The sequence below is a fragment of the Microbispora sp. H10836 genome, from assembly GCF_012999525.1.
GTDB lineage: Bacteria > Actinomycetota > Actinomycetes > Streptosporangiales > Streptosporangiaceae > Microbispora.
The window spans coordinates 56434-74402 of record NZ_JABBWU010000018.1 but is presented as its reverse complement, the minus strand read 5'-3'; the positions used below and the strand labels follow the sequence as shown (position 1 = coordinate 74402).

Sequence of the window (17969 nt, the reverse complement as noted above, 5' to 3'; positions counted from 1 at the left end):
GGTGCGGGGACAAAAGGACACAAAGGTACGGGTAACGGCCCTACCATTGGGCCTTTGTCAAGCTCCTCACTCTCATGGTCCTCAAGGGGGCGAAACATGGCTGAGACCGACGAGACTCCTGAGGCTTCGGAAGGCCCGCGTTTCCAGCGACTGGGGCCGGTGAACTGGCTGCCCGAGGAGCGCAAGCACGTCGAGCAGTACGAGCAGCGGATCCGCGACCTGGAGAACCGGCTCGCCTACCAGGAGGCCCGTGCCGACTACGCCCTGTGGAGGCTGCAGGCCACCCAGACCCAGAAGCCGTACCGGGTCGCGCAGGTGCTCACGAACGCGTCGAAGCCCAAGAAGATCGTCCGGCTGCCGCGCGACCTCAGCAAGGCCATGAAGGACGGCAGGAAGGCGCCGAAGGCGCCGCCGTCCGCGATCGAGGTCGCCGCAGAGGCCGAGGCGCGCGGCCCCGAGGTCAAGATCCCGGGCCTCAAGTGGCCCGACGGCCCGGTCGTACGGCCGGACATGCGCGTCGCGGTGATCCTGGACGACTTCTCCCGCATGGCGTTCAGGTACGAGTGGGACCAGATCGAGTTCGGCCTGCAGGACTGGCGGGAGATCTTCGCCGAGACGCGGCCGGAGATACTGTTCTGCGAGTCGGCCTGGCACGGCAACCAGGGCCGCTGGCGCTACCAGATGACCGGGACCAACGCGCCCAAGCAGGAGCTGCGCGACCTCATCGCCTGGTGCCGCGAGGAGGGCATCCCCACGGTCTTCTGGAACAAGGAGGACCCGCCCAACTTCGACTTCTTCATCGAGACGGCCAAGCTGTTCGACTACGTGTACACGTGCGACGGCGACATGATCCCGAAATATCGCGAGGTTCTGGGTCATGACCGTGTCGGTGTGCTGCAGTTCGCCGCCCAGCCCCGGATCCACAACCCGATCCAGACCAAGCAGGGCCGGCCGTACGACGTCGTCTTCGCCGGGATGTACTTCCGCGACAAGCACCCCGAGCGGCGCGAGCAGATGGAGACGATCCTCGCGCCCGTACGTCCGCTCGGGCTGCACATCTACGCCAGGAACGCCTCCGTGGCCGACAAGTACGCCTGGCCGGAGGAGTACCGCCCGCACATCGTCGGCGAGCTGCCGTACGAGCAGATGCTGGCCGCGTACAAGATGTACAAGGTATTCCTGAACGTGAACTCGGTGATCGACTCGCCGACCATGTGCGCGCGCCGGGTCTTCGAGTTGTCGGCCTGCTCGACCACCGTGCTGTCGGGATGGTCTCGGGCCATCGAGGAGACGTTCGGGCCGCTCATCCCGGTCGCGCACTCCCAGGAGGAGGCGTACAACCGGGCGATCTACCTGATCAACAGCCCCGAGCTGCGGGCGCGCCAGGGGCACCTGGCGATGCGTGAGGTGTTCGACAAGCACCTGTTCTCCCACCGGGTCGACCAGATCCTCACCGACCTCGGCCTGCCGGTCGCCCCCCGGTCGCGGTCGATCTCCGTGGTGCTGCCGACCAACCGCGCGGGCCAGCTCGAACACGCGATCAGCCAGGTCGCGCGGCAGCGGCACCGCAACCTGGAGCTGGTGCTGGTCATGCACGGCCTGTCGGAGGACCCGGCGGTCGTGCGCGACAAGGCCCTCGCGGCGGGCATCCCGGCCGTGAAGGTGCTGACCGCCGACCCGTCCTGGACGCTCGGCGAGGTGCTCAACCACGGCATCGCCCACGCCGAAGGCGAGCTGATCTCCAAGATGGACGACGACAACATCTACGGCGAGCACTACCTGTCCGACCTGGTCCGCTCCTTCGACTTCGCCGACGCCGAGATGGTCGGCAAGGGCGCCCACTACACGTACTTCCCCGAGCAGGACGTCACGATCTTCCGCCTGCCCGGGCTGGAGCACCGCTACGCCCACCTCATCCAGGGGGCGACGATCCTGGCCAAGACCGACCTGCTGCGGGCGTTCCCGTTCGAGGCGGTCAACGCGGGCGAGGACACCCGGCTCGTACGGCGCTGCAAGGAGGAGGGTGTCCGGATCTACTCGTCCGACCGGTACAACTTCATCTACATGCGCGGCTCGGACGCCACCGCCCACACCTGGCAGGCGGCGGACTACAAGCTGACCCGCAACGCGCAGTTCTGCTTCGCCGGCAATCCTGAGCCGCACGTGCTCATCTGAGCGGGACGGACCGCCGGGGCCCGTCATCGTCCCCGGCGGTCGCCTCCGGCCCGACGACGCTCCGACCTGGTCGTTCTCGCCCTTGGTACCCCTGGCTATACCTCGATTGGGGCGTACGCGGGAACGACCTGGAGTGCCTGCGACTGGTGTGCTGATCACTGTCAGTCAAGCGTTCCTCGCAGGAGACAGTGAAATGACAGTCGACAGCCGGCCGGCGGCCGAGCGCCACACGGGTCGGAGCGGGCTTCGGGGCCTTATCAGCCGCTATCCCCTGATCAGCTTCTTCGTCCTGGCCAACCTCATGAGCTGGGTCGCGTGGACGCCCTTCATCCTCTCGTCGACCGGCCTCGGAGTCTGGGACTTCACGTTCCCCGAGCCCGGGCAGATCACCGGGATGCTGCCCGGCGCCTATCTCGGCCCCATCTTCTCCGCGTACATCGTGACCAGGGTCGCGGACGGCAAGGAGGGCGTCCGCCGGTGGCTCCAGGGGATGACCAAGTGGCGGGTCAACTGGGTCTGGTACGTCGTGGCCATCTTCGCGGTGCCCGTCTCCATCATCGCCGCCTCGGCGGCGCTCTCCGACGAACCCGCCCGCATGCCGTCCCTCGTCATCCTGGCCGCCTACGTGCCCGGCCTGCTGATCCAGATGGTCACCACCGGTCTCGCCGAGGAGCCCGGCTGGCGTGACTTCGCCCTGCCCCGCATGCAGCGCCGGTTCGGCCCGCTGGGCGGCACCGCCATCCTCGGCATGATGTGGAGCATCTGGCACCTGCCGCTGTTCATGAGCGAGTGGGGCGGGTGGCCGCACGTCACCGTCATGCGAGTCGGCGAGTTCGTCGTCTTCTGCTGCGCCTTCAGCGTGGTCGTCACCTGGCTCTTCAACCGGACCGGCCAGAGCCTGCCGCTGGTCATGCTGCTGCACGTGAGCGCCAACAACTTCATGTCGATGGTCTACGCGGAGATGTTCCCGTCGATCAGCACCGCCGAGCAGGCCAGCCGTGTCGTCCTGCTCGCGGCCACCACGGCGGCGATCGTGCTGCTCATCACGACCCGCGGCCGTCTCGGTTACCGTCCCGCCGAGGAGCCCGCGCCCGCGCTCGCCCCCCAGCGCTGAACCCCACGCTGAACCACCACGCCGCCGAAGACCCTAAGATCACTTGTCCGAGGGGGTGCGTGATGGAGCCGCCGGAGACCCGCGAAGACGCCCGTACGGACATCCGGCGCGCCCCGGCCGGCGCCCGGCGAGACGCGCCGAGGGGTCTCACCGCACACGCCCGTCGCCTCCTCGACGCCGTCGAACGCCTCGTCGGCGGTCTCGCCACCGCGCTGCTGGCGTTCGCCGGTCTGGTGTGGCTCGTCCTGGTCGCACTCACCTGCCTGATCGGGGTGGGCCTGCTCCTGGCGCCCACCGTGCCGCGCGTCGTGCGGTCCGTCGCCGAACGGGAGCGTGACCGGTTGTCCCGCTGGGGGCCGGAGATCGTCCGGCTGGGGCCGGCGCCGGACGGCGTACGCGCCGCGCTCGCCGACCGGGCCGTACGGCGGGAGGTGGGCTGGCTCCTCGTGCACAGCACGCTGGGCCTGTTCCTCAGCCTGTCCGGGCTGACGATGGTGGCGAACTCCGTGCAGGACGTCACCTACCCCCTGTGGTGGCGGATGCTGCCCCCGGACGATGCCACTCCCGGCCTGGTGTTCTGGGACGTGCACGCCCCCGGGGGCGTCCTGGCCGTCGCGCTCTTCGGCGTGGGGCTGGCCGTCTGCTTCCTGCTGCTCGGACCGGGGATGGCGTGGGCGCAGGCGTGGCCGGGGCGCCGGCTCCTGGCGCCCACCGCGGACATGGACCTGTCTCTGCGCATCGCACAGCTGTCGGCCACCCGCGCGGCGGCGCTGGACGCCCACGCCGCGGAGTTGCGGCGGATCGAACGCTCACTGCACGACGGGGCGCAGAACCGGCTGGTCGCCGTCACCGTGCTGCTCGGCGCGGCCCGCCGCGCGCTGGCGCAGAACCGGCCGGGCGCCGAGGACATGCTCGAACGCGCCCAGGAGACCGCCGAGCAGGCGCTGGCGGAGCTCCGTACGGTCGTGCGCAGCATCCTGCCGCCCGTGCTGGCCGACCGGGGGCTCGCCGACGCGCTCGCCGGGCTCGCGGCGAACTGCGGGGTGCCCTGCCGGGTGGACGTCGACGCGCTCGGCAGGTGCGCCGCCTCCATCGAGGCCACCGCCTACTTCGTGAGCGCCGAGGCGCTCACCAACATCTCCAGGCACAGCCGGGCCCGGCACGCCACGGTGACCGTACGACGTGCGGGCGGCCGGTTGTCCCTGCGGATCGAGGACGACGGCGTCGGCGGCGCGGACGAACGGCACGGCTCCGGGCTCACCGGCATGCGCAGCCGGATCGAGGCGCACGACGGGCGTCTCACCCTGACCAGCCCACCTGGTGGGCCGACCACCCTCGACGTGGAGTTGCCGTGCGGATCGTGATAGCCGAGGACGACCCCCTGCTGCGTGAGGGGGTCGCGCTGCTGCTGCGCGCGGAGTCCCTGGACGTGGTGGCCACGACCGACTCCCCGGACACCTTCCTGGCGGCCGTCGACGCCCACCGGCCCAATGTGGCCATCGTCGACGTCCGGATGCCTCCGACCCACACCACCGAGGGCATCGCCGCCGCCGTGGAGGCCAGGCGCCGTCAGCCCGGCCTGGCGGTGCTCGTGCTGTCCGCCTACGTCGAGCAGGCGTTCGCCACCGAACTGCTCGCCGCCGGAACCGACCGGCTCGGATATCTACTCAAGGAGAGAGTCGGCCGCGTCGGCGAGTTCCTCGACGCCCTGCACCGGGTGGCCGCCGGGGGCACGGCCATCGACCCCGAGGTCGTGGCACAGCTGCTCACGCGCACCCGCTCCGACAGCGGGCTGGAACGGCTGACCGCCCGGGAACGCGACGTGCTCGCCCTGATGGCCGAGGGACTGGGCAACACCGCCATCTCCGAACGGCTGTTCATCAGTGAAGGCGCCGTCCACAAGCACATCCGCAGCATCTTCGCCAAACTCGACCTGGCGCCCACCGACCGGGCGGACCGCAGGGTCACGGCCGTCCTGCGCTACCTGGAGGAGACCCAGCGCCGCGGCTGACGCCTGATCCTGCCCGGCGACGACAAGGAATGCCGGGCGGTTTGCGATAGTTGCCCTGTTCCGGGACCTTCCCGCTCACGTGGGAAGGTCCCGCGTACGTGCACGAACATTCGGGGGAGCCTTCCACGTGACCACGACGACGACATCGAAGGGCATCGGCCTGCGGTCAGAACGCGGTCCCGTGCTCGGCGCCATCATGCTCTGCACCGCTCTGGTGGCGCTGGACAGCACGATCATCGCGACCGCGGTGCCCTCGGTCGTCACCGACCTCGGCGGGTTCTCCCAGTTCCCCTGGCTTTTCTCGATCTACCTGCTCACGCAGGCCGTGACCGTCCCCATCTACGGCAAGCTCGCCGACGTGTTCGGGCGCAAGCCGGTGATGTTCTTCGGCATCGGGGCGTTCCTGCTCGGGTCGGTGCTGTGCGGGATCGCCTGGAGCATGCCCGCGCTGATCGCCTTCCGGGCGATCCAGGGCATCGGCGCCGGGGCGGTGCAGCCGATCAGCATGACGATGGCCGGCGACCTTTACACGGTCGAGGAACGGGCCCGCGTTCAGGGCTACCTCGCCAGCGTGTGGGGCATGTCGGCCGTCGTCGGCCCGACGCTCGGCGGTGTCTTCTCCGAGTACGTCTCCTGGCGCTGGATCTTCTTCATCAACCTGCCGCTCGGCGCGGTGGCCGTCTGGATGCTCGCCCGCCGGTTCAAGGAGCAGGTGAAGCGGGGCTCCCACCGGATCGACTACACGGGCGCCGCGCTGCTGACCGGCGGCTCCTCGCTCCTCATCCTCGGCCTGCTGGAGGGCGGCGTCGCCTGGGACTGGGGCTCCGCGCCCAGCCTGCTGATCTTCGCGGCGGGCGTGCTCATGATCGTCGCCTTCGTGCTGGTGGAGCGCCGCGCGGCCGAGCCGGTGCTGCCGCTGTGGGTCTTCCGCCGCCGCACGCTGACCGGTGGCAACCTGACCTCCCTCGGCATCGGCGCCCTCACCATCGGGCTCACCTCGTACGTCCCGACGTACGCGCAGGGCGTGCTGGGCACCGGCGCGCTGGTGGCGGGCTTCGCGCTGGCCGCGCTCACCGTCGGCTGGCCTCTCGCGGCGACGTTCTCCGGCCGCTTCTACATGCGGATCGGGTTCCGCGACACCGCGCTGATCGGCATCGTCGTGGTGGTGGCCGGCACCGTGCTGTGCGCGCTGCTCGGGCAGAACGCGATGATCTGGCAGGTCGCGGCCGCCTGTTTCGTCGTCGGCGTCGGCCTCGGCCTGTCGGCCAGCCCCACGATGGTCGCCGTGCAGTCGGTCGTCGGCTGGGAGCGCCGCGGCGTGGTGACCGCGACCAACATGTTCTTCCGCTCGATCGGCAGCACGGTCGGGGCCGCGGTGCTCGGCGCCATCTCCAACGCGACCCTGTCGGACCGCTTCGCCCACCCGCCCGCCGGCGTCGCGGGACAACTGCCGGACAGCCTCGACGCCACGAGCCTGGTGCTGAAGGCGCAGGGCGCGCAGGCCCATTCGGCCGCCGCCTCCTTCGTCCGGGGCGCGCTGTACGACGCCGTCCACCACATCTTCCTGGCGCTCGTCGTCGTGGCCGTGCTCAGCGTCGCCGCGCTGCTGCTCATGCCCCGCCGTACGACCGAGTTGTCGTTCGACTGACGCCCGCTGATCCCGCCGCTGACCGCGAGCGGCGCCGCCATGCCGTACGGGCGGGCGAGTTGTTCTGGTCCCCATCGCCACGCTCAAGCCGTTCGCGCCCGGTGCTCGCCGCAGGGAAGCTAATCTATCTAAGTTCACTTCGTCGAAGTGGAGTTAGATGAGATGGCGGCTCAAGCCAAACCAGTGGAGATCTTCGATCGCGATGCGGAGTGGGCGGAACTAGATCGTTTTGTTACAAACCCCGACCCCGGCCCCAACCTCGCTGTGGTGTACGGCCATCGTCGCCAGGGCAAGAGCTTTCTCCTCGATCACCTGACCAGGCGGTACGGCGGGCTTTATCACGTGGCCGCCGAGGATGATCCGCGCACGGCGTTGGACAGTTTCGCCGCGTCTTTGGCCGAATGGCTCGGCCTGGCCGTGCCGCTGAGGTTCGAGGACTGGAAGTCCGCGATCGAGGCTGCGGTGGAGCAGATGACCCGGCGCTCCACGGAGACCGGCAGGCCGGCCCTCATGGTCATCGACGAGTACTCGTACCTGCTCTCCGGAACGCCCGCCCTGTCGTCGTACATCCAGAACACGTTCGATCGCTACAAACGCGACCGGCGTGGCACCGTTCGCATCGTGTTGTGCGGGTCCGCCTTCCCCTTGATGGCAAACCTGCTCTCCGGGGACAAGCCGCTGTATGGAAGAGCAGCGCTCAGCAGGCTGATGCGGCCCTTCGACCACCGTGTCGCCGCCCGGTTCTGGAACGCCACACATCGGCCCACAGCCCTCCGGCTGCACGCCATAGTGGGAGGAGTGCCGGGTTACCGGATGCTGTCCGAAGCCGTGTATCCCACCTCGGGGTTCCACTCTCCGGGCGACCTGGACGAGTGGGTGGTCGCAACCGTGCTGAATCCCGCGTCCATGCTGTTCCAGGAGCATGACCGGCTGCTGCGAGAGGACCCTCGGATCAGCCACCGCGCCCTTTACCAGGGAGTGCTGCGGCAGATCGCCCAGGGCGTGACCAAACCCGGCAAGATCGCCGCTGCCCTGGGCCGCGACGCGCGGAGCATGAAGCATCCGCTCGATGCCCTCGTGGACACCGGACTGGTGCGACGCGTGGAGGACCTCGTGTTCTCCGGCAAGACCAGCTATCACATCGCCGAACCGATCCTCCGGTTCGCCCACGCCGTCATCCTGCCCCGCCTCAGCCAGCTCGACCGCGGCAGGTCCCGCCTTGTCTGGGAGCGTTCAGCCGATGGCTTCCGCAGCAACATCCTCCGACCGCATTTCGAGGACCTCGTTCGCGACTGGCTCGCCGACCAGGGGTGGGTCCGGCTGGGCTTCCCCGAGCCGGGCGAGGTCGGCCAGACGACGATCAGCTCAGGAGCCGACGGGCAACGTGGCCATCAGATCGACGTGGTGATGCTGGACCCTGAGTCCTCTCCACGCGGAGACCGGATCACGGTCCGGCTCCTGGGCGAGGCCAAATGCACCGCGGAGCCGCGCAGTGGGCACGATCTGCGACGACTGGAGAAGATCAGAGAGCGTATGCGCTCCATCAGCAAGATCGACGTCTCCGCCGCGCAGTACGCCGTCTTCAGCGAATCCGGCTTCGCGGCCGATCTTCTCGCGGAGGCAAGCCGTAGGGATGACGTCCACCTGGTGGATCTCGACGACCTCTACGACGAATGACCCCGGCGTACGCGAGACGTTCGTCCCCGTCCGATGGGACGGGGACGAACGCGGGCCGTGAGGGTCAGGGCGTGGTGTCGATGGCGTCCTTCGTGGCCGGCTCGGCGCCGTTCACGCTCGCGCCGTCCTTCGCGGCCGGGGAGCCGCCGGCCAGCAGGGAGCGGGCCAGGCCGAGGCCGGTGCCGCCGAGCGTGAGCGCCTTGGCCAGCATCTCCTCGATGCCCTGGGCGCCGTTGAGCACCACCATGTGGTCGACGTTGCCGAACGCCTTCGCGCCGGCCTCCACGATCTGCGGCCAGTTCTCGGCGAGCTGCTGGGCGATGACGGCCTCCTGGTTCTCCCGCAGCGCCTCGGACCGGGCCCTGATCGCGTCGGCCTCGGCCAGACCCTTGGCCTTGGCGGCCTCCGCCTCCGCGAGACCCTTCGCCCTGGCCGCCTCGGCCTCCGCGAGACCCCGCGCCTTGGCGGCCTCCGCCTCGCCCAGACCGGTCGCCTTGGTCGCCGACGCGGCGGCCTCGCCGCGCAGCCGCACCGACTCGGCGTCGGCCGCCGCCGCCTGCTTCACCTGGGACGCCTGGGCCGCGGCGCGCAGCTCGGTCTCCCTGGCCTCCGCCTCGGCCTGGGCGATGCGGGCGTCGCGCTCCGCCTGGGACAGCGTGACGGTCTCGTACGCCTTGGCGTCGGCGGGCTTGCGAACCTGCGACTGGAGCCGCTGCTCGGCGAGCTGTGCCTCCAGCTCCGCGGCCCTGGTCTCCTGGACGACGACCTCCTGGCGCGCGGTGGCCTCCGACAGCGGGCCGGCCTGCCGGGCCTTGGCCGACGCCTGGTCCACCTCCGCCTGGTAGCCGGCCTGCTGGATCTGCGACTCGCGGATGGCGGAGGCCTTCTTGGCGGCCGCGACCTGCTCGGCCTCGGTGGCCTCCTGGTCGCGCTGCGCCTCGGCGATGCGCGCGGCGGCGGCGATCTTCGCGGCGTGCGGCTTGCCGAGGTTCGTGATGTAGCCGGTCTCGTCCTCGATCTCCTGGATCTGCAGCGAGTCGACCACCAGGCCGAGCTTGCTCATCTCGTCGGCCGCGGAGCTGCGGGTCTCGCTGGTGAGCCGCTCGCGGTTGAGGATAAGGTCCTCGACGGTCAGGTTGCCGATGATCGAGCGCAGGTGACCGGTGAACAGTTCGTGGATGGCGCCGTTCATCGAGTCCTGCTGGTCGAGGAAGCGCCGCGCCGCGTTCGCGATGCTGGTGAAGTCGTCACCCACCTTGTAGATGATGACGCCGCGCACCTGGACCGGGATGCCCTGCTGCGTCACGCAGTTGACCTGCAGGTTCGTGGCCCGGCTGTCGAGCCGCAGCCGCCGGGCGGTCTGGAAGCCGGGCAGCACCGCGGTGCCCTTGCCGGTCACGATCTTGAAGCCGAGGCTGTCGGCCAGCTCGTTCTTCGTGTGGGCGCCGAGGCCCGAGATGATGAGCGCCTCGTTGGGCTCGGCCACCCGCCAGATGGCCTTGAACAGGAGGATGAGGACGATGAGGGCGACAACGGCCACACCGCCCACGACCAGGATCTCCGGGGACATGGGAGCCTCCGTGTAGTGGGGGGAGATAAGAGCGAGGGAGCGAGTCAGACGACCGCACGAGCGACGTAGACGGTGCGCGGGGGCGAATACTCCACGACGACGACGATCGACCCCACCGGGATTTCCTCGTCCGGAATGCTCGGATAGGCGTAGAACGCCTCGACACCCCCGCGGATGGGCACCATCACCTCGCCGACAAGGCCGGGCCCGATCTTGCCCGTGACCCTGCCCTGTCTGCCGACCACCCGCGTCACCCCGTCGTTTCCACCGCTCCTGGCTGCACCGCGAATGCGCACGTTACCCCGTATTACCGTGCCGTGACAGAGCCGTTTTCGGTGGCTCGTCCCGCCGGATGTGCGATTCGCCCAACTCTGCACCATCACTTCGGCCAACGGAGGGTCGTCGCGCAAAGTTCCACTATGTCGCAGCGGGCTCCCTCTTCACCGGCCGGCGCAGTCTCGTGAAGGCCCAGGAGACGTCGGGCTCCACCGCCCATCGAAACGCCCTGCGCACCGGGGACGTGCAGAGCAGGGCCGCGAGGACGGCTCCGAGGGCCGCCATGGCGGCCACGCCGAGCGGGTTGACGAGGGCGTCGTGGAAGCGCTCGGACACCTTCGCCGCGAAGCCGTGCAGCAGATAGGCGTACATCGTGGCGGCGCCGAGGCCCGTGAACCAGGTGCGGCGGCTCGGGGTGATCGCGAGGAACGCCGTCACCAGCAGGGCGCCCACCGCCAGCATGCCGAGCCTGATCAGCGTGCCGGTCAGGTCGTCCACGCCGATCTGGTGGTTGGAGTGACGCCAGCGGATCCACTCCGTCGGCACGAGCGTGTGGACGGCGAACGCCCCGGCGAGCACCGTCGCGAGCACGGCCGCGCCCGCGATCCTCGCCCGCCGCCCGCGGAGGCGGTCGAGGTGCTCCGGCGTGAGCATGAGGCCGAGCACGTAGAACGGCAGCAGGCCGAACGTCCGATTCATCGACAGCTCGTCGGGCAGGGCGCTGGTGCCCGACAGCAGGCACAGCCCGACCGCGACCGCCAGAGGGTGCCGCAACTGCTGCCAGACCGGCGTGGACAGCCGCCACAGGAACAGCGACATCAGAAACCAGGTCAGGTAGTACGGGTCGAGCAGGCTGATTTCGAGCTTGCCGTACAGGAAGAAGCGGGGCAGCGAGTAGGCCACTTCGAAGATGACGTACGGCACCGCGAGGCCGCTGATGAGCTTGCGCGCCTTACCAGGAGAAAACGTGAAATTTCGGGACAAATAGCCGCTGACGACGATGAAGAGCGGCATGTGGAAGAGATAGACGAAGAAGTAGAGCGCGTGCGCCGCCGGGACGTCCCTCAGCTCCTCGATGAGATGCCCGGAAACGACGAGCACGATGGCGAGGAACTTGGCGTTGTCCAGCAGCGGGTCGCGGGCGACGGCCGCACCGGAGGGGCGGGCGGGAGCGGTCACGGTCATGCGGCCGGACCCTAGTCACCCGTCCGTGAGCACCGGCGCAACCGCGGGCGAACAGTGCCCGAACTCTTCGCCGCCCCTTCAGGGAGTCAGGCCGGTGGCGGCGCGGCTCGCGTCCCACAGGGCGGCGGCGAGGGCGGGGTCGGACATCTTCTCCGGCGCCCGTACGGGAGCGTTCTTCACGAAGTACCGGCCCGGATGATCGACGCCGTCGGGGTGGGTGGCGAGGTGGACGATCCGCGCCGCCCCGGCCTCGACCGGCTCGCCCATTCCGGGCAGATGCCACACCACCTTCATGAAGAACGTGCCCTCCGCGAAGCCGGTCTTCAGGACGCCCGGGTGCAGGCACGTGGCGGCCAGGCCGCGCTCGGCGAGTGACACCGTGAACAGCGCGTTGGCCTGCTTGGAGTCGCCGTACTGCAGCCAGCCGTTCCAGCGCCGCCGCTCCCTGGACAGGTCGGCGGGGTCGAGGCGGCCCGTGGTCGCGGCCCGGGACGACGTGGTGACGACGCGGGCGGACGACGCCGTGAGCCGGTCGAGAAGCAGGTTCGTCAGCAGGAACGGTGCCAGGTGGTTGACCTGCATCATCCACTCGTTGCCGTCCACGGTGGTGCGGCGGTCGGGTGTCATGACGCCGGCGTTGTTGATCAGCACGTCGATGCGCTCGTACCGCGCCAGCAACTCGGCCGCCAGCCGGCGCACCTGGTCGAGGGAGGAGAAATCCGCGACGAGCGTGTCCGGACGGCCGCCACCGGCCTGCTCCGCGCGGTCGGCGACAGCGCGGAGCTTCTCCTGGGTGCGTCCGACGAGCACGATTTGATGACCTCGCCGGGCGAGATCAAGGGCAGAAGCTGCGCCGATTCCGGCACCGGCCCCAGTGATCACAGTAATCATCGAAACCTCCCACTGCGCCAGCACTGTATCGGTGCTAGCCTTCTGTGCGATCTTCCGGAGGTGCATTCCCCCATAAATGCGGCGCGAGCCTCCAGCACTGCAGGAGTGGCCATGGGTTCAAGAAACCGGTCGATTCGGTTCAAGATCTTCTCGTTGCTGCTCCTGCCATTGCTCATGTTGAGTGCTATGTGGGGGTTTGCCCTAAAGCTCACGGTTGGCGATGGCCTCGTCCTCCTCAACTCGAAGACGCTGTACGACACCATCGGGGTGACCTCCACCGACCTCGGCACCCAGATCCAGGCCGAGCGCGCGCTGACCGCCGGCGTGCTGAGCAGCGGCCAGACCGGCTCCACCGCGCTCACCGCCCAGCAGGCCAAGACCACCGCCGCCGTGGACAGGTTCAGGAAGTCCGCCGACGACGGGGCGACCCGCGACGCCATGAGCGACGAGCTCGTAGCGCCGTTGGACGACCTGCTGTCCTCCCTCGACCGCCTGCCGTCGGTCAGGGAGTCCGTCACGCTCGGCAGGGTCGACAGGCTGACCGCGATCACGTCGTACAACGCGATCATGGACGACCTGTTCGCGGTGTACGAACGTCTCGTCTCCGTGCCCGACCTGCCCACCTTCCAGGTGGCCAGCGCGATGCAGGGAATGGGCAACGCGCACGAGATGATCACTCGTGAGGACGCCCTCGTACGCGGCGCGCTCGCCAGCGGCACGATGACGGCCCAGGAGCAGAACGCCTTCAGCGAATGGGTCGCCACCCGGCGGTTCCTCTACGGCAAGAACCGGCCGGTCCTCAGCGGGGAGATGCGGGCGCCGTACGAACAGGTGCTCACCTCGCCGCTGTTCGACCGGTTCACCGCCCTGGAGAACCAGATCGTCGACCAGGTACGTTCCGGCGGGCCGCTGCCCGCGGACGCCGAGAGGTGGTCGGCGACCGTCGACCAGCTGATCGTCAGGCTCGACTCGGCCCGGATCAAGGCCTCGGACGCGCTCAGCGGCTCCGCCACGTCGGTCGCCACCGCGATCATGCTCCGCATCCTGATCGCCGGCGGTCTCGGGCTCGTGGTCATCGTCGCCACGATCATCTTCTCCGTCCGCTTCGGCCGTCGTCTCGCCCGCGACCTCGCCGGCCTGCGCGACGCTGCGCTCGAACTCGCCGACGTACGGCTGCCGCAGGTCGTCGAGAAGCTGCGGCGGGGCGAGGACGTCGACGTCGAGGCCGAGGCGCCCCCGATCAAGGCGACGGGGGCCAACGAGGTCGAGGACGTCGCGCACGCGTTCAGCTCCGTCCAGCGCACGGCAGTGGAGGCCGCCGTCGGCCAGGCCGCCCTCCGCCGCGGCGTCAGCCAGGTCTTCCTCAACCTGGCCCGCCGCAAGCAGACCCTGCTGCACCGCCAGCTCACGCTGCTCGACACGATGCAGCGCCGCGCCGAGGACCCCGAGAGCCTGGAGGACCTGTTCCGGCTCGACCACCTGACCACCCGCATGCGCCGCCACGCGGAGAGCCTGATCATCCTGTCCGGCTCCGCCCCCGGACGGTCCTGGCGCAAGCCGGTGCCTCTCATCGACGTGGTCCGCGCGGCGACCTCCGAGGTCGAGGACTACACCCGCGTCTCGATGGCCCCGATGCCGGACGCCGCCATCGCCGGCGCGACCGTGGCCGACGTGGTGCACCTGATCGCCGAGCTGGTGGAGAACGCCACGATCTTCTCGCCCCCGCAGACGAAGGTGGAGGTGCGCGGGGAGATCGTCGCCAACGGGCTCGCCGTGGAGATCGAGGACCGTGGTCTCGGCCTGCTGCCCCAGGAGTACGACGAGATCAACGCACGGCTGGCCGACCCGCCGGAGTTCGACCTGGCGGACAGCGACCGGCTCGGGCTCTTCGTCGTCGGCCAGCTCGCCGCCCGCCACGAGATCGGCGTGGTCCTGCGGGGCTCGCCGTACGGCGGGACGACCGCCATCGTGCTCATCCCCCGGGCCCTGATGGTGGAGGAGGGCTCGCCCGCGGCGCTGGCGGGCCCGGCCGGCCGCGGCGCCCACGCCAAGTTCGCGCTTGCCTCCGGCGGTGACGACACCGACGTGTCGCTCGGTGAGACGTTCGACGCCGACCTGGGGCTGGGCCGCCCGTCCCACGACCCCCGGGAGATCCGCACGATCGCCGGAGAGGTCGCCGGGGACGTTCCGGTGGGTCCCCGCGGGGAGACGGTGAGCCTTCGCGGGGAGACGGTGGGCCTCCGCGGGGAGACGGTGAGCCTCCGCGGGGAGACGGTGGGCCTCCGCGAGGAGACGGAGGGCCTCCGCGAGGAGACGGAGGGCCTCCGCGGGGAGACGGTGGGCCTTCGCGAGGAGACGGTGGGCCTCCGCGGGGAGACGGTGAGCCTTCGCGAGGAGACGGAGGACCTTCGCGGGGAGACGGAGGACCGGGAGGAGCGTCCGAGCGCGTCCGAGCCGTCCCCGTTCTTCACGCCGGCCGCCCTGCGGACCGAGGCCGTGCCCTCCGCGACGCGCGACGACCTCTCCCCACGGTCCTTCGGCTCCGGCTTCGAGAGTCCGCGCCCGGCCGCGCCCAGCGTTCCGCCCTCGGTCTCGCCCTTTGTTCCGCCCGCGGTTTCGCCCGCCCCCGAGCCGGCGGCCGCCGGGGTGGCGGCGAACGGCCTGGCGCAGCGGACGAGCACGAAGCGGTCCGGAGGATCCGTCTCCAGCGGCACCCACGCCGGCCTGCCGCGCAGGGTTCGCCAGGCCAACATCGCCCCGCAGCTTCGCCCTGAGTATCAGCAGGCCCCATCCCAGCAACCCCAGCAGGCGCAGTCCCCGCAGAGGCAGCCGCTGTCCGCCCCGACCGTGGAGGAGCGGTCGCCCGAGGAGGCGAGGGCGATGTTCAGCGCCTTCCAGCGCGGTGCGCTGCGGGGCCGGGAGGACTCCGATCGGCCGGGTGTGGCCGCACCCGGCCACCACGAACACAACACGCACGGCGAAAAGGGTGACGAATGACCGGCAAAGCGACGTCGACCGGCGAACTGAACTGGCTGCTCGACGATCTCATCAGCAGGGTCGCCGCCGTCCGCCAGGCGGTGATCCTCTCCACCGACGGCCTCGTCGTGGGAGCCTCCCAGGGGCTGAGCCGGGAGGACGCGGAACACCTGTCCGCGGTCGCGGCCGGCTTCCAGAGCCTGGCGCGAGGCGCCGGACGGCACTTCGGCGGGGGCGAGGTCAGGCAGACCATCGTGGAGATGGAGGCCGCGTTCCTGTTCGTCACGGCCGCGGGACAGGGCACCTGCCTCGCCGTCCTGGCCGCCTCCGACGCCGACGTGGGGCACATCGCGTACGAGATGGCGATGCTGGTCAAGCGGGTGGGGCAGCACATTTCCACCAACCCGCGGCGAATTGCCCCATGAGATTGGCGGCCACATGACGGGACCCCAGTGGATGGACGAGGAGGCCGGACCGTTGGTCCGGCCCTACGCGCTGACGGGGGGCCGGGCACGGCACTCCGGGGCCAAGCTCGACCTGATCACCATGGTGACCACCTCGGGCTCACCGAGGGACGTCCCCGGCATGGGCCCCGAGCAGCGGCGGATCCTTGAGCTCGCGCGCCGCGGCGCGTCGGTGGCGGACATCGCGTCCGACATCGATCTGCCCCTGGGCGTGGTCCGGGTTCTGATCGGGGATCTGCACGACCTCGGGCTCGTCGACGTACGGGCTCCGGGCAAGGTGGCGCCGCTGCCAAGCGAGCGCATTCTCAAGGAAGTGATCAATGGCCTTCGCGCCCTCTGAGGAGCCGGTCGCCCTCAAGATATTGGTGGCCGGCGGCTTCGGCGTCGGCAAGACCACGCTGGTCGGCGCGATCAGCGAGATTCGCCCCCTGCGCACCGAGGAGGTGCTGTCCGATCGCGGCGTCGGCGTCGACGACACCGACGGCGTGGAAGGCAAGACGACCACGACCGTGGCCATGGACTTCGGCCGCATCACCATCAGGGAAGGGCTCGTGGTCTACCTGTTCGGCACCCCCGGACAGGAGCGCTTCTGGTTCATGTGGGACGAGTTGTCCTACGGCGCGCTCGGGGCGGTCGTGCTGGCCGACACCCGCAGGCTGACCGACTGCTTCCCGTCGATCGACTACTTCGAGCAGCGCGGCACGCCGTTCATCGTCGCCGTGAACTGCTTCGACGGCGCCGATCGCCACGAGCCCGACGACGTGCGGATCGCCCTCGACCTCGACCCCGAGGTCCCCGTCCTGCTCTGCGACGTACGGCGCCGCGCCTCGGCCAAGGTCGTGCTCGTCACGCTCGTGGAGCACGCGCTCAAGATGCTGACGGCCGCACAACGCTGATCAGCCCGGCGGGCCGGGAGTGCGAACATGATCAGCAGGTGGGCGGCCGAAGCCGTCGCGCTCCTCGACCGGGAGCGGGTTCAGGCGGGCACGACGCCGCTCCGCGAGCTCCCGACGCCCTCGGAGTGGGGGGTGCGGCTGCGGCTGAAGGACGAGTCGGCGCAGCCCACCGGGGGTCTCAAGCACCGGCTGGCCCGCGCACTGTTCGCCCAGGCGATCGCCTCCGGGCGGATCACCGAGGGGACGACCGTGGTCGACGCCACCGGCGGTCCCATGGCGGTCGCCGAGGCCTGGTTCGCCCGGCTGCTCGGCCTGCCGTACATCCCGGTGATGCCGAAGAAGTCGTCCGGGGCCGGTGTCGAGCGGCTGGGCGGCACCTGCCGGTACGTCGATCCTCCGCTCGCCGTGTACGAGGAGGCCGCCCGCCTGTCCGGCGAGATCGGCGGTCACTACCTCGATCACTACCGCTCGGCCGCCGTGGTCGACTGGCGTGGCGCGAGCCTGGCCGACGAGCTGTTCGGGCAGCTGGACGGCTGCCCCCGCTGGATCGTGGTCGGGGCGGGCACCGGCGCCACGTCCGCCGCGATCGGCCGGCGCCTGCGGGGTCACGACCTGCCGGGGAGGCTGGCCGTGGCCGATCCGGAGAACTCCGCCTACTTCCCCGGCTGGGCCACCGGCGCCCCGGACTACGCCACGGGCATGCCCAGCCGCATCGAGGGCGTCGGCCGGCCGCGGATGGAGCCCGCCTTCGACCCCGCGCTCGTCGACCTGGTCGTCCCCGTGCCCGACGCGGCGAGCGTGGCCGCCGCCCGCTACGTCCGGCAGGTGACCGGGCTCGCGGTCGGCCCCGCCACGGGGACGAACCTGTGGGCGGCCCTCGAACTGATCACCCGGATGCGCGACCGGGGCGAGCGCGGCGAGGTGGTCAGCGTGATCGGCGACGCGGGCGAGCGTCATCTCGCGACCTGCCACGACGACGCCTGGGCGGCGGGCAAGGGCCTCGGCTGGCGGCCGTACGCCGAGCGCCTGCGCGACCTGCTCGGCGAGCCCTGACCGCCCTGCTTCCACAACCCCGAGCCGCACCAG

15 protein-coding genes are annotated in these 17969 nt (G+C 70.3%); 11 read left to right on the top strand and 4 right to left on the bottom strand.

From position 1 onward, the window contains the following. Positions 1-96 precede the first annotated feature (96 nt). From HHX30_RS29030 to HHX30_RS29005, 6 genes are all read left to right on the top strand, one after another. Complete coding sequence (locus tag HHX30_RS29030; RefSeq protein ID WP_169985576.1) at positions 97-2175, top strand: glycosyltransferase; 2079 nt, start codon at positions 97-99, stop codon at positions 2173-2175. A gap of 193 nt (positions 2176-2368) precedes the next feature. Then, a complete protein-coding gene (locus HHX30_RS29025; protein WP_169985574.1) occupies positions 2369-3289 on the top strand; it encodes a CPBP family intramembrane glutamic endopeptidase in 921 nt (306 codons plus the stop codon). Between the two features lie 62 nt (positions 3290-3351). Beyond that, the gene (locus HHX30_RS29020) at positions 3352-4653 is read left to right on the top strand and encodes a sensor histidine kinase (protein WP_169985572.1); all 1302 of its coding nucleotides are present in this window, start codon (positions 3352-3354) and stop codon (positions 4651-4653) included. Further along, complete coding sequence (locus tag HHX30_RS29015) at positions 4641-5300, top strand: response regulator transcription factor (protein ID WP_169985569.1); 660 nt, start codon at positions 4641-4643, stop codon at positions 5298-5300. The genes HHX30_RS29020 and HHX30_RS29015 overlap by 13 nt, the downstream gene beginning before the upstream one ends. A 127-nt stretch (positions 5301-5427) precedes the next feature. Beyond that, positions 5428-6948, top strand: coding sequence for an MDR family MFS transporter (locus HHX30_RS29010; RefSeq protein WP_211592710.1), 1521 nt, complete (start codon positions 5428-5430; stop codon positions 6946-6948). 162 nt (positions 6949-7110) lie between these two features. Next, positions 7111-8625, top strand: a complete 1515-nt coding sequence (locus HHX30_RS29005; RefSeq protein ID WP_169985567.1) for an ATP-binding protein — start codon at positions 7111-7113, stop codon at positions 8623-8625. A gap of 64 nt (positions 8626-8689) precedes the next feature. Here HHX30_RS29005 and HHX30_RS29000 read toward each other — a convergent pair whose 3' ends face one another. The 4 genes from HHX30_RS29000 to HHX30_RS28985 all read right to left on the bottom strand — a co-directional run bounded on the left by HHX30_RS29000 (position 8690) and on the right by HHX30_RS28985 (position 12547). Further along, on the bottom strand, positions 8690-10195 hold the full coding sequence (locus HHX30_RS29000; RefSeq protein WP_169985565.1) for a flotillin family protein: 1506 nt from the start codon (positions 10193-10195) through the stop codon (positions 8690-8692). A gap of 44 nt (positions 10196-10239) precedes the next feature. Continuing rightward, entirely contained in the window at positions 10240-10440 is a 201-nt protein-coding gene (locus HHX30_RS28995) for a hypothetical protein (RefSeq protein ID WP_169985563.1), read from the bottom strand. Between the two features lie 172 nt (positions 10441-10612). Continuing rightward, positions 10613-11656: an acyltransferase family protein gene (locus HHX30_RS28990; protein ID WP_169985561.1), complete on the bottom strand. Its 1044-nt coding sequence runs from the start codon at positions 11654-11656 to the stop codon at positions 10613-10615. A gap of 78 nt (positions 11657-11734) precedes the next feature. After that, positions 11735-12547 carry an SDR family NAD(P)-dependent oxidoreductase gene (locus HHX30_RS28985; RefSeq protein ID WP_169985559.1) on the bottom strand — a complete coding sequence of 271 codons (813 nt, stop codon included), beginning with the start codon at positions 12545-12547 and terminating at the stop codon, positions 11735-11737. A 267-nt stretch (positions 12548-12814) separates the two neighbouring features. Between HHX30_RS28985 and HHX30_RS28980 the strand changes: the two genes are divergently transcribed. The 5 genes from HHX30_RS28980 to HHX30_RS28960 are packed head-to-tail and all read left to right on the top strand — an operon-like array spanning position 12815 to position 17936. Beyond that, entirely contained in the window at positions 12815-15544 is a 2730-nt protein-coding gene (locus tag HHX30_RS28980) for a nitrate- and nitrite sensing domain-containing protein (RefSeq protein WP_169985557.1), read from the top strand. Next, the gene (locus HHX30_RS28975) at positions 15541-15948 is read left to right on the top strand and encodes a roadblock/LC7 domain-containing protein (protein ID WP_169949728.1); all 408 of its coding nucleotides are present in this window, start codon (positions 15541-15543) and stop codon (positions 15946-15948) included. The genes HHX30_RS28980 and HHX30_RS28975 overlap by 4 nt, the downstream gene beginning before the upstream one ends. 13 nt (positions 15949-15961) lie before the next feature. Next, positions 15962-16327, top strand: a complete 366-nt coding sequence (locus HHX30_RS28970) for a DUF742 domain-containing protein (RefSeq protein WP_169985556.1) — start codon at positions 15962-15964, stop codon at positions 16325-16327. Further along, on the top strand, positions 16308-16883 hold the full coding sequence (locus HHX30_RS28965) for an ATP/GTP-binding protein (protein WP_139573805.1): 576 nt from the start codon (positions 16308-16310) through the stop codon (positions 16881-16883). Before HHX30_RS28970 ends, HHX30_RS28965 begins: the two co-directional genes overlap by 20 nt. A 27-nt stretch (positions 16884-16910) precedes the next feature. Then, positions 16911-17936 (top strand): PLP-dependent cysteine synthase family protein, encoded by a 1026-nt coding sequence (locus HHX30_RS28960; RefSeq protein ID WP_169985554.1) that lies wholly within the window; start codon positions 16911-16913, stop codon positions 17934-17936. Positions 17937-17969 lie beyond the last annotated feature (33 nt).

Bases quoted from the DNA above. Each gene is read 5' to 3' on its own strand.
- HHX30_RS29030 (WP_169985576.1), top strand. From the start codon at position 97: ATGGCTGAGACCGACGAGACTCCTGAGGCTTCGGAAGGCCCGCGTTTC.
- HHX30_RS29025 (WP_169985574.1), top strand. From the start codon at position 2,369: ATGACAGTCGACAGCCGGCCGGCGGCCGAGCGCCACACGGGTCGGAGC.
- HHX30_RS29020 (WP_169985572.1), top strand. From the start codon at position 3,352: ATGGAGCCGCCGGAGACCCGCGAAGACGCCCGTACGGACATCCGGCGC.
- HHX30_RS29005 (WP_169985567.1), top strand. From the start codon at position 7,111: ATGGCGGCTCAAGCCAAACCAGTGGAGATCTTCGATCGCGATGCGGAG.
- HHX30_RS29000 (WP_169985565.1), bottom strand. From the start codon at position 10,195: ATGTCCCCGGAGATCCTGGTCGTGGGCGGTGTGGCCGTTGTCGCCCTC.
- HHX30_RS28990 (WP_169985561.1), bottom strand. From the start codon at position 11,656: ATGACCGTGACCGCTCCCGCCCGCCCCTCCGGTGCGGCCGTCGCCCGC.
- HHX30_RS28985 (WP_169985559.1), bottom strand. From the start codon at position 12,547: ATGATTACTGTGATCACTGGGGCCGGTGCCGGAATCGGCGCAGCTTCT.
- HHX30_RS28975 (WP_169949728.1), top strand. From the start codon at position 15,541: ATGACCGGCAAAGCGACGTCGACCGGCGAACTGAACTGGCTGCTCGAC.
- HHX30_RS28970 (WP_169985556.1), top strand. From the start codon at position 15,962: ATGACGGGACCCCAGTGGATGGACGAGGAGGCCGGACCGTTGGTCCGG.
- HHX30_RS28965 (WP_139573805.1), top strand. From the start codon at position 16,308: ATGGCCTTCGCGCCCTCTGAGGAGCCGGTCGCCCTCAAGATATTGGTG.
- HHX30_RS28960 (WP_169985554.1), top strand. From the start codon at position 16,911: ATGATCAGCAGGTGGGCGGCCGAAGCCGTCGCGCTCCTCGACCGGGAG.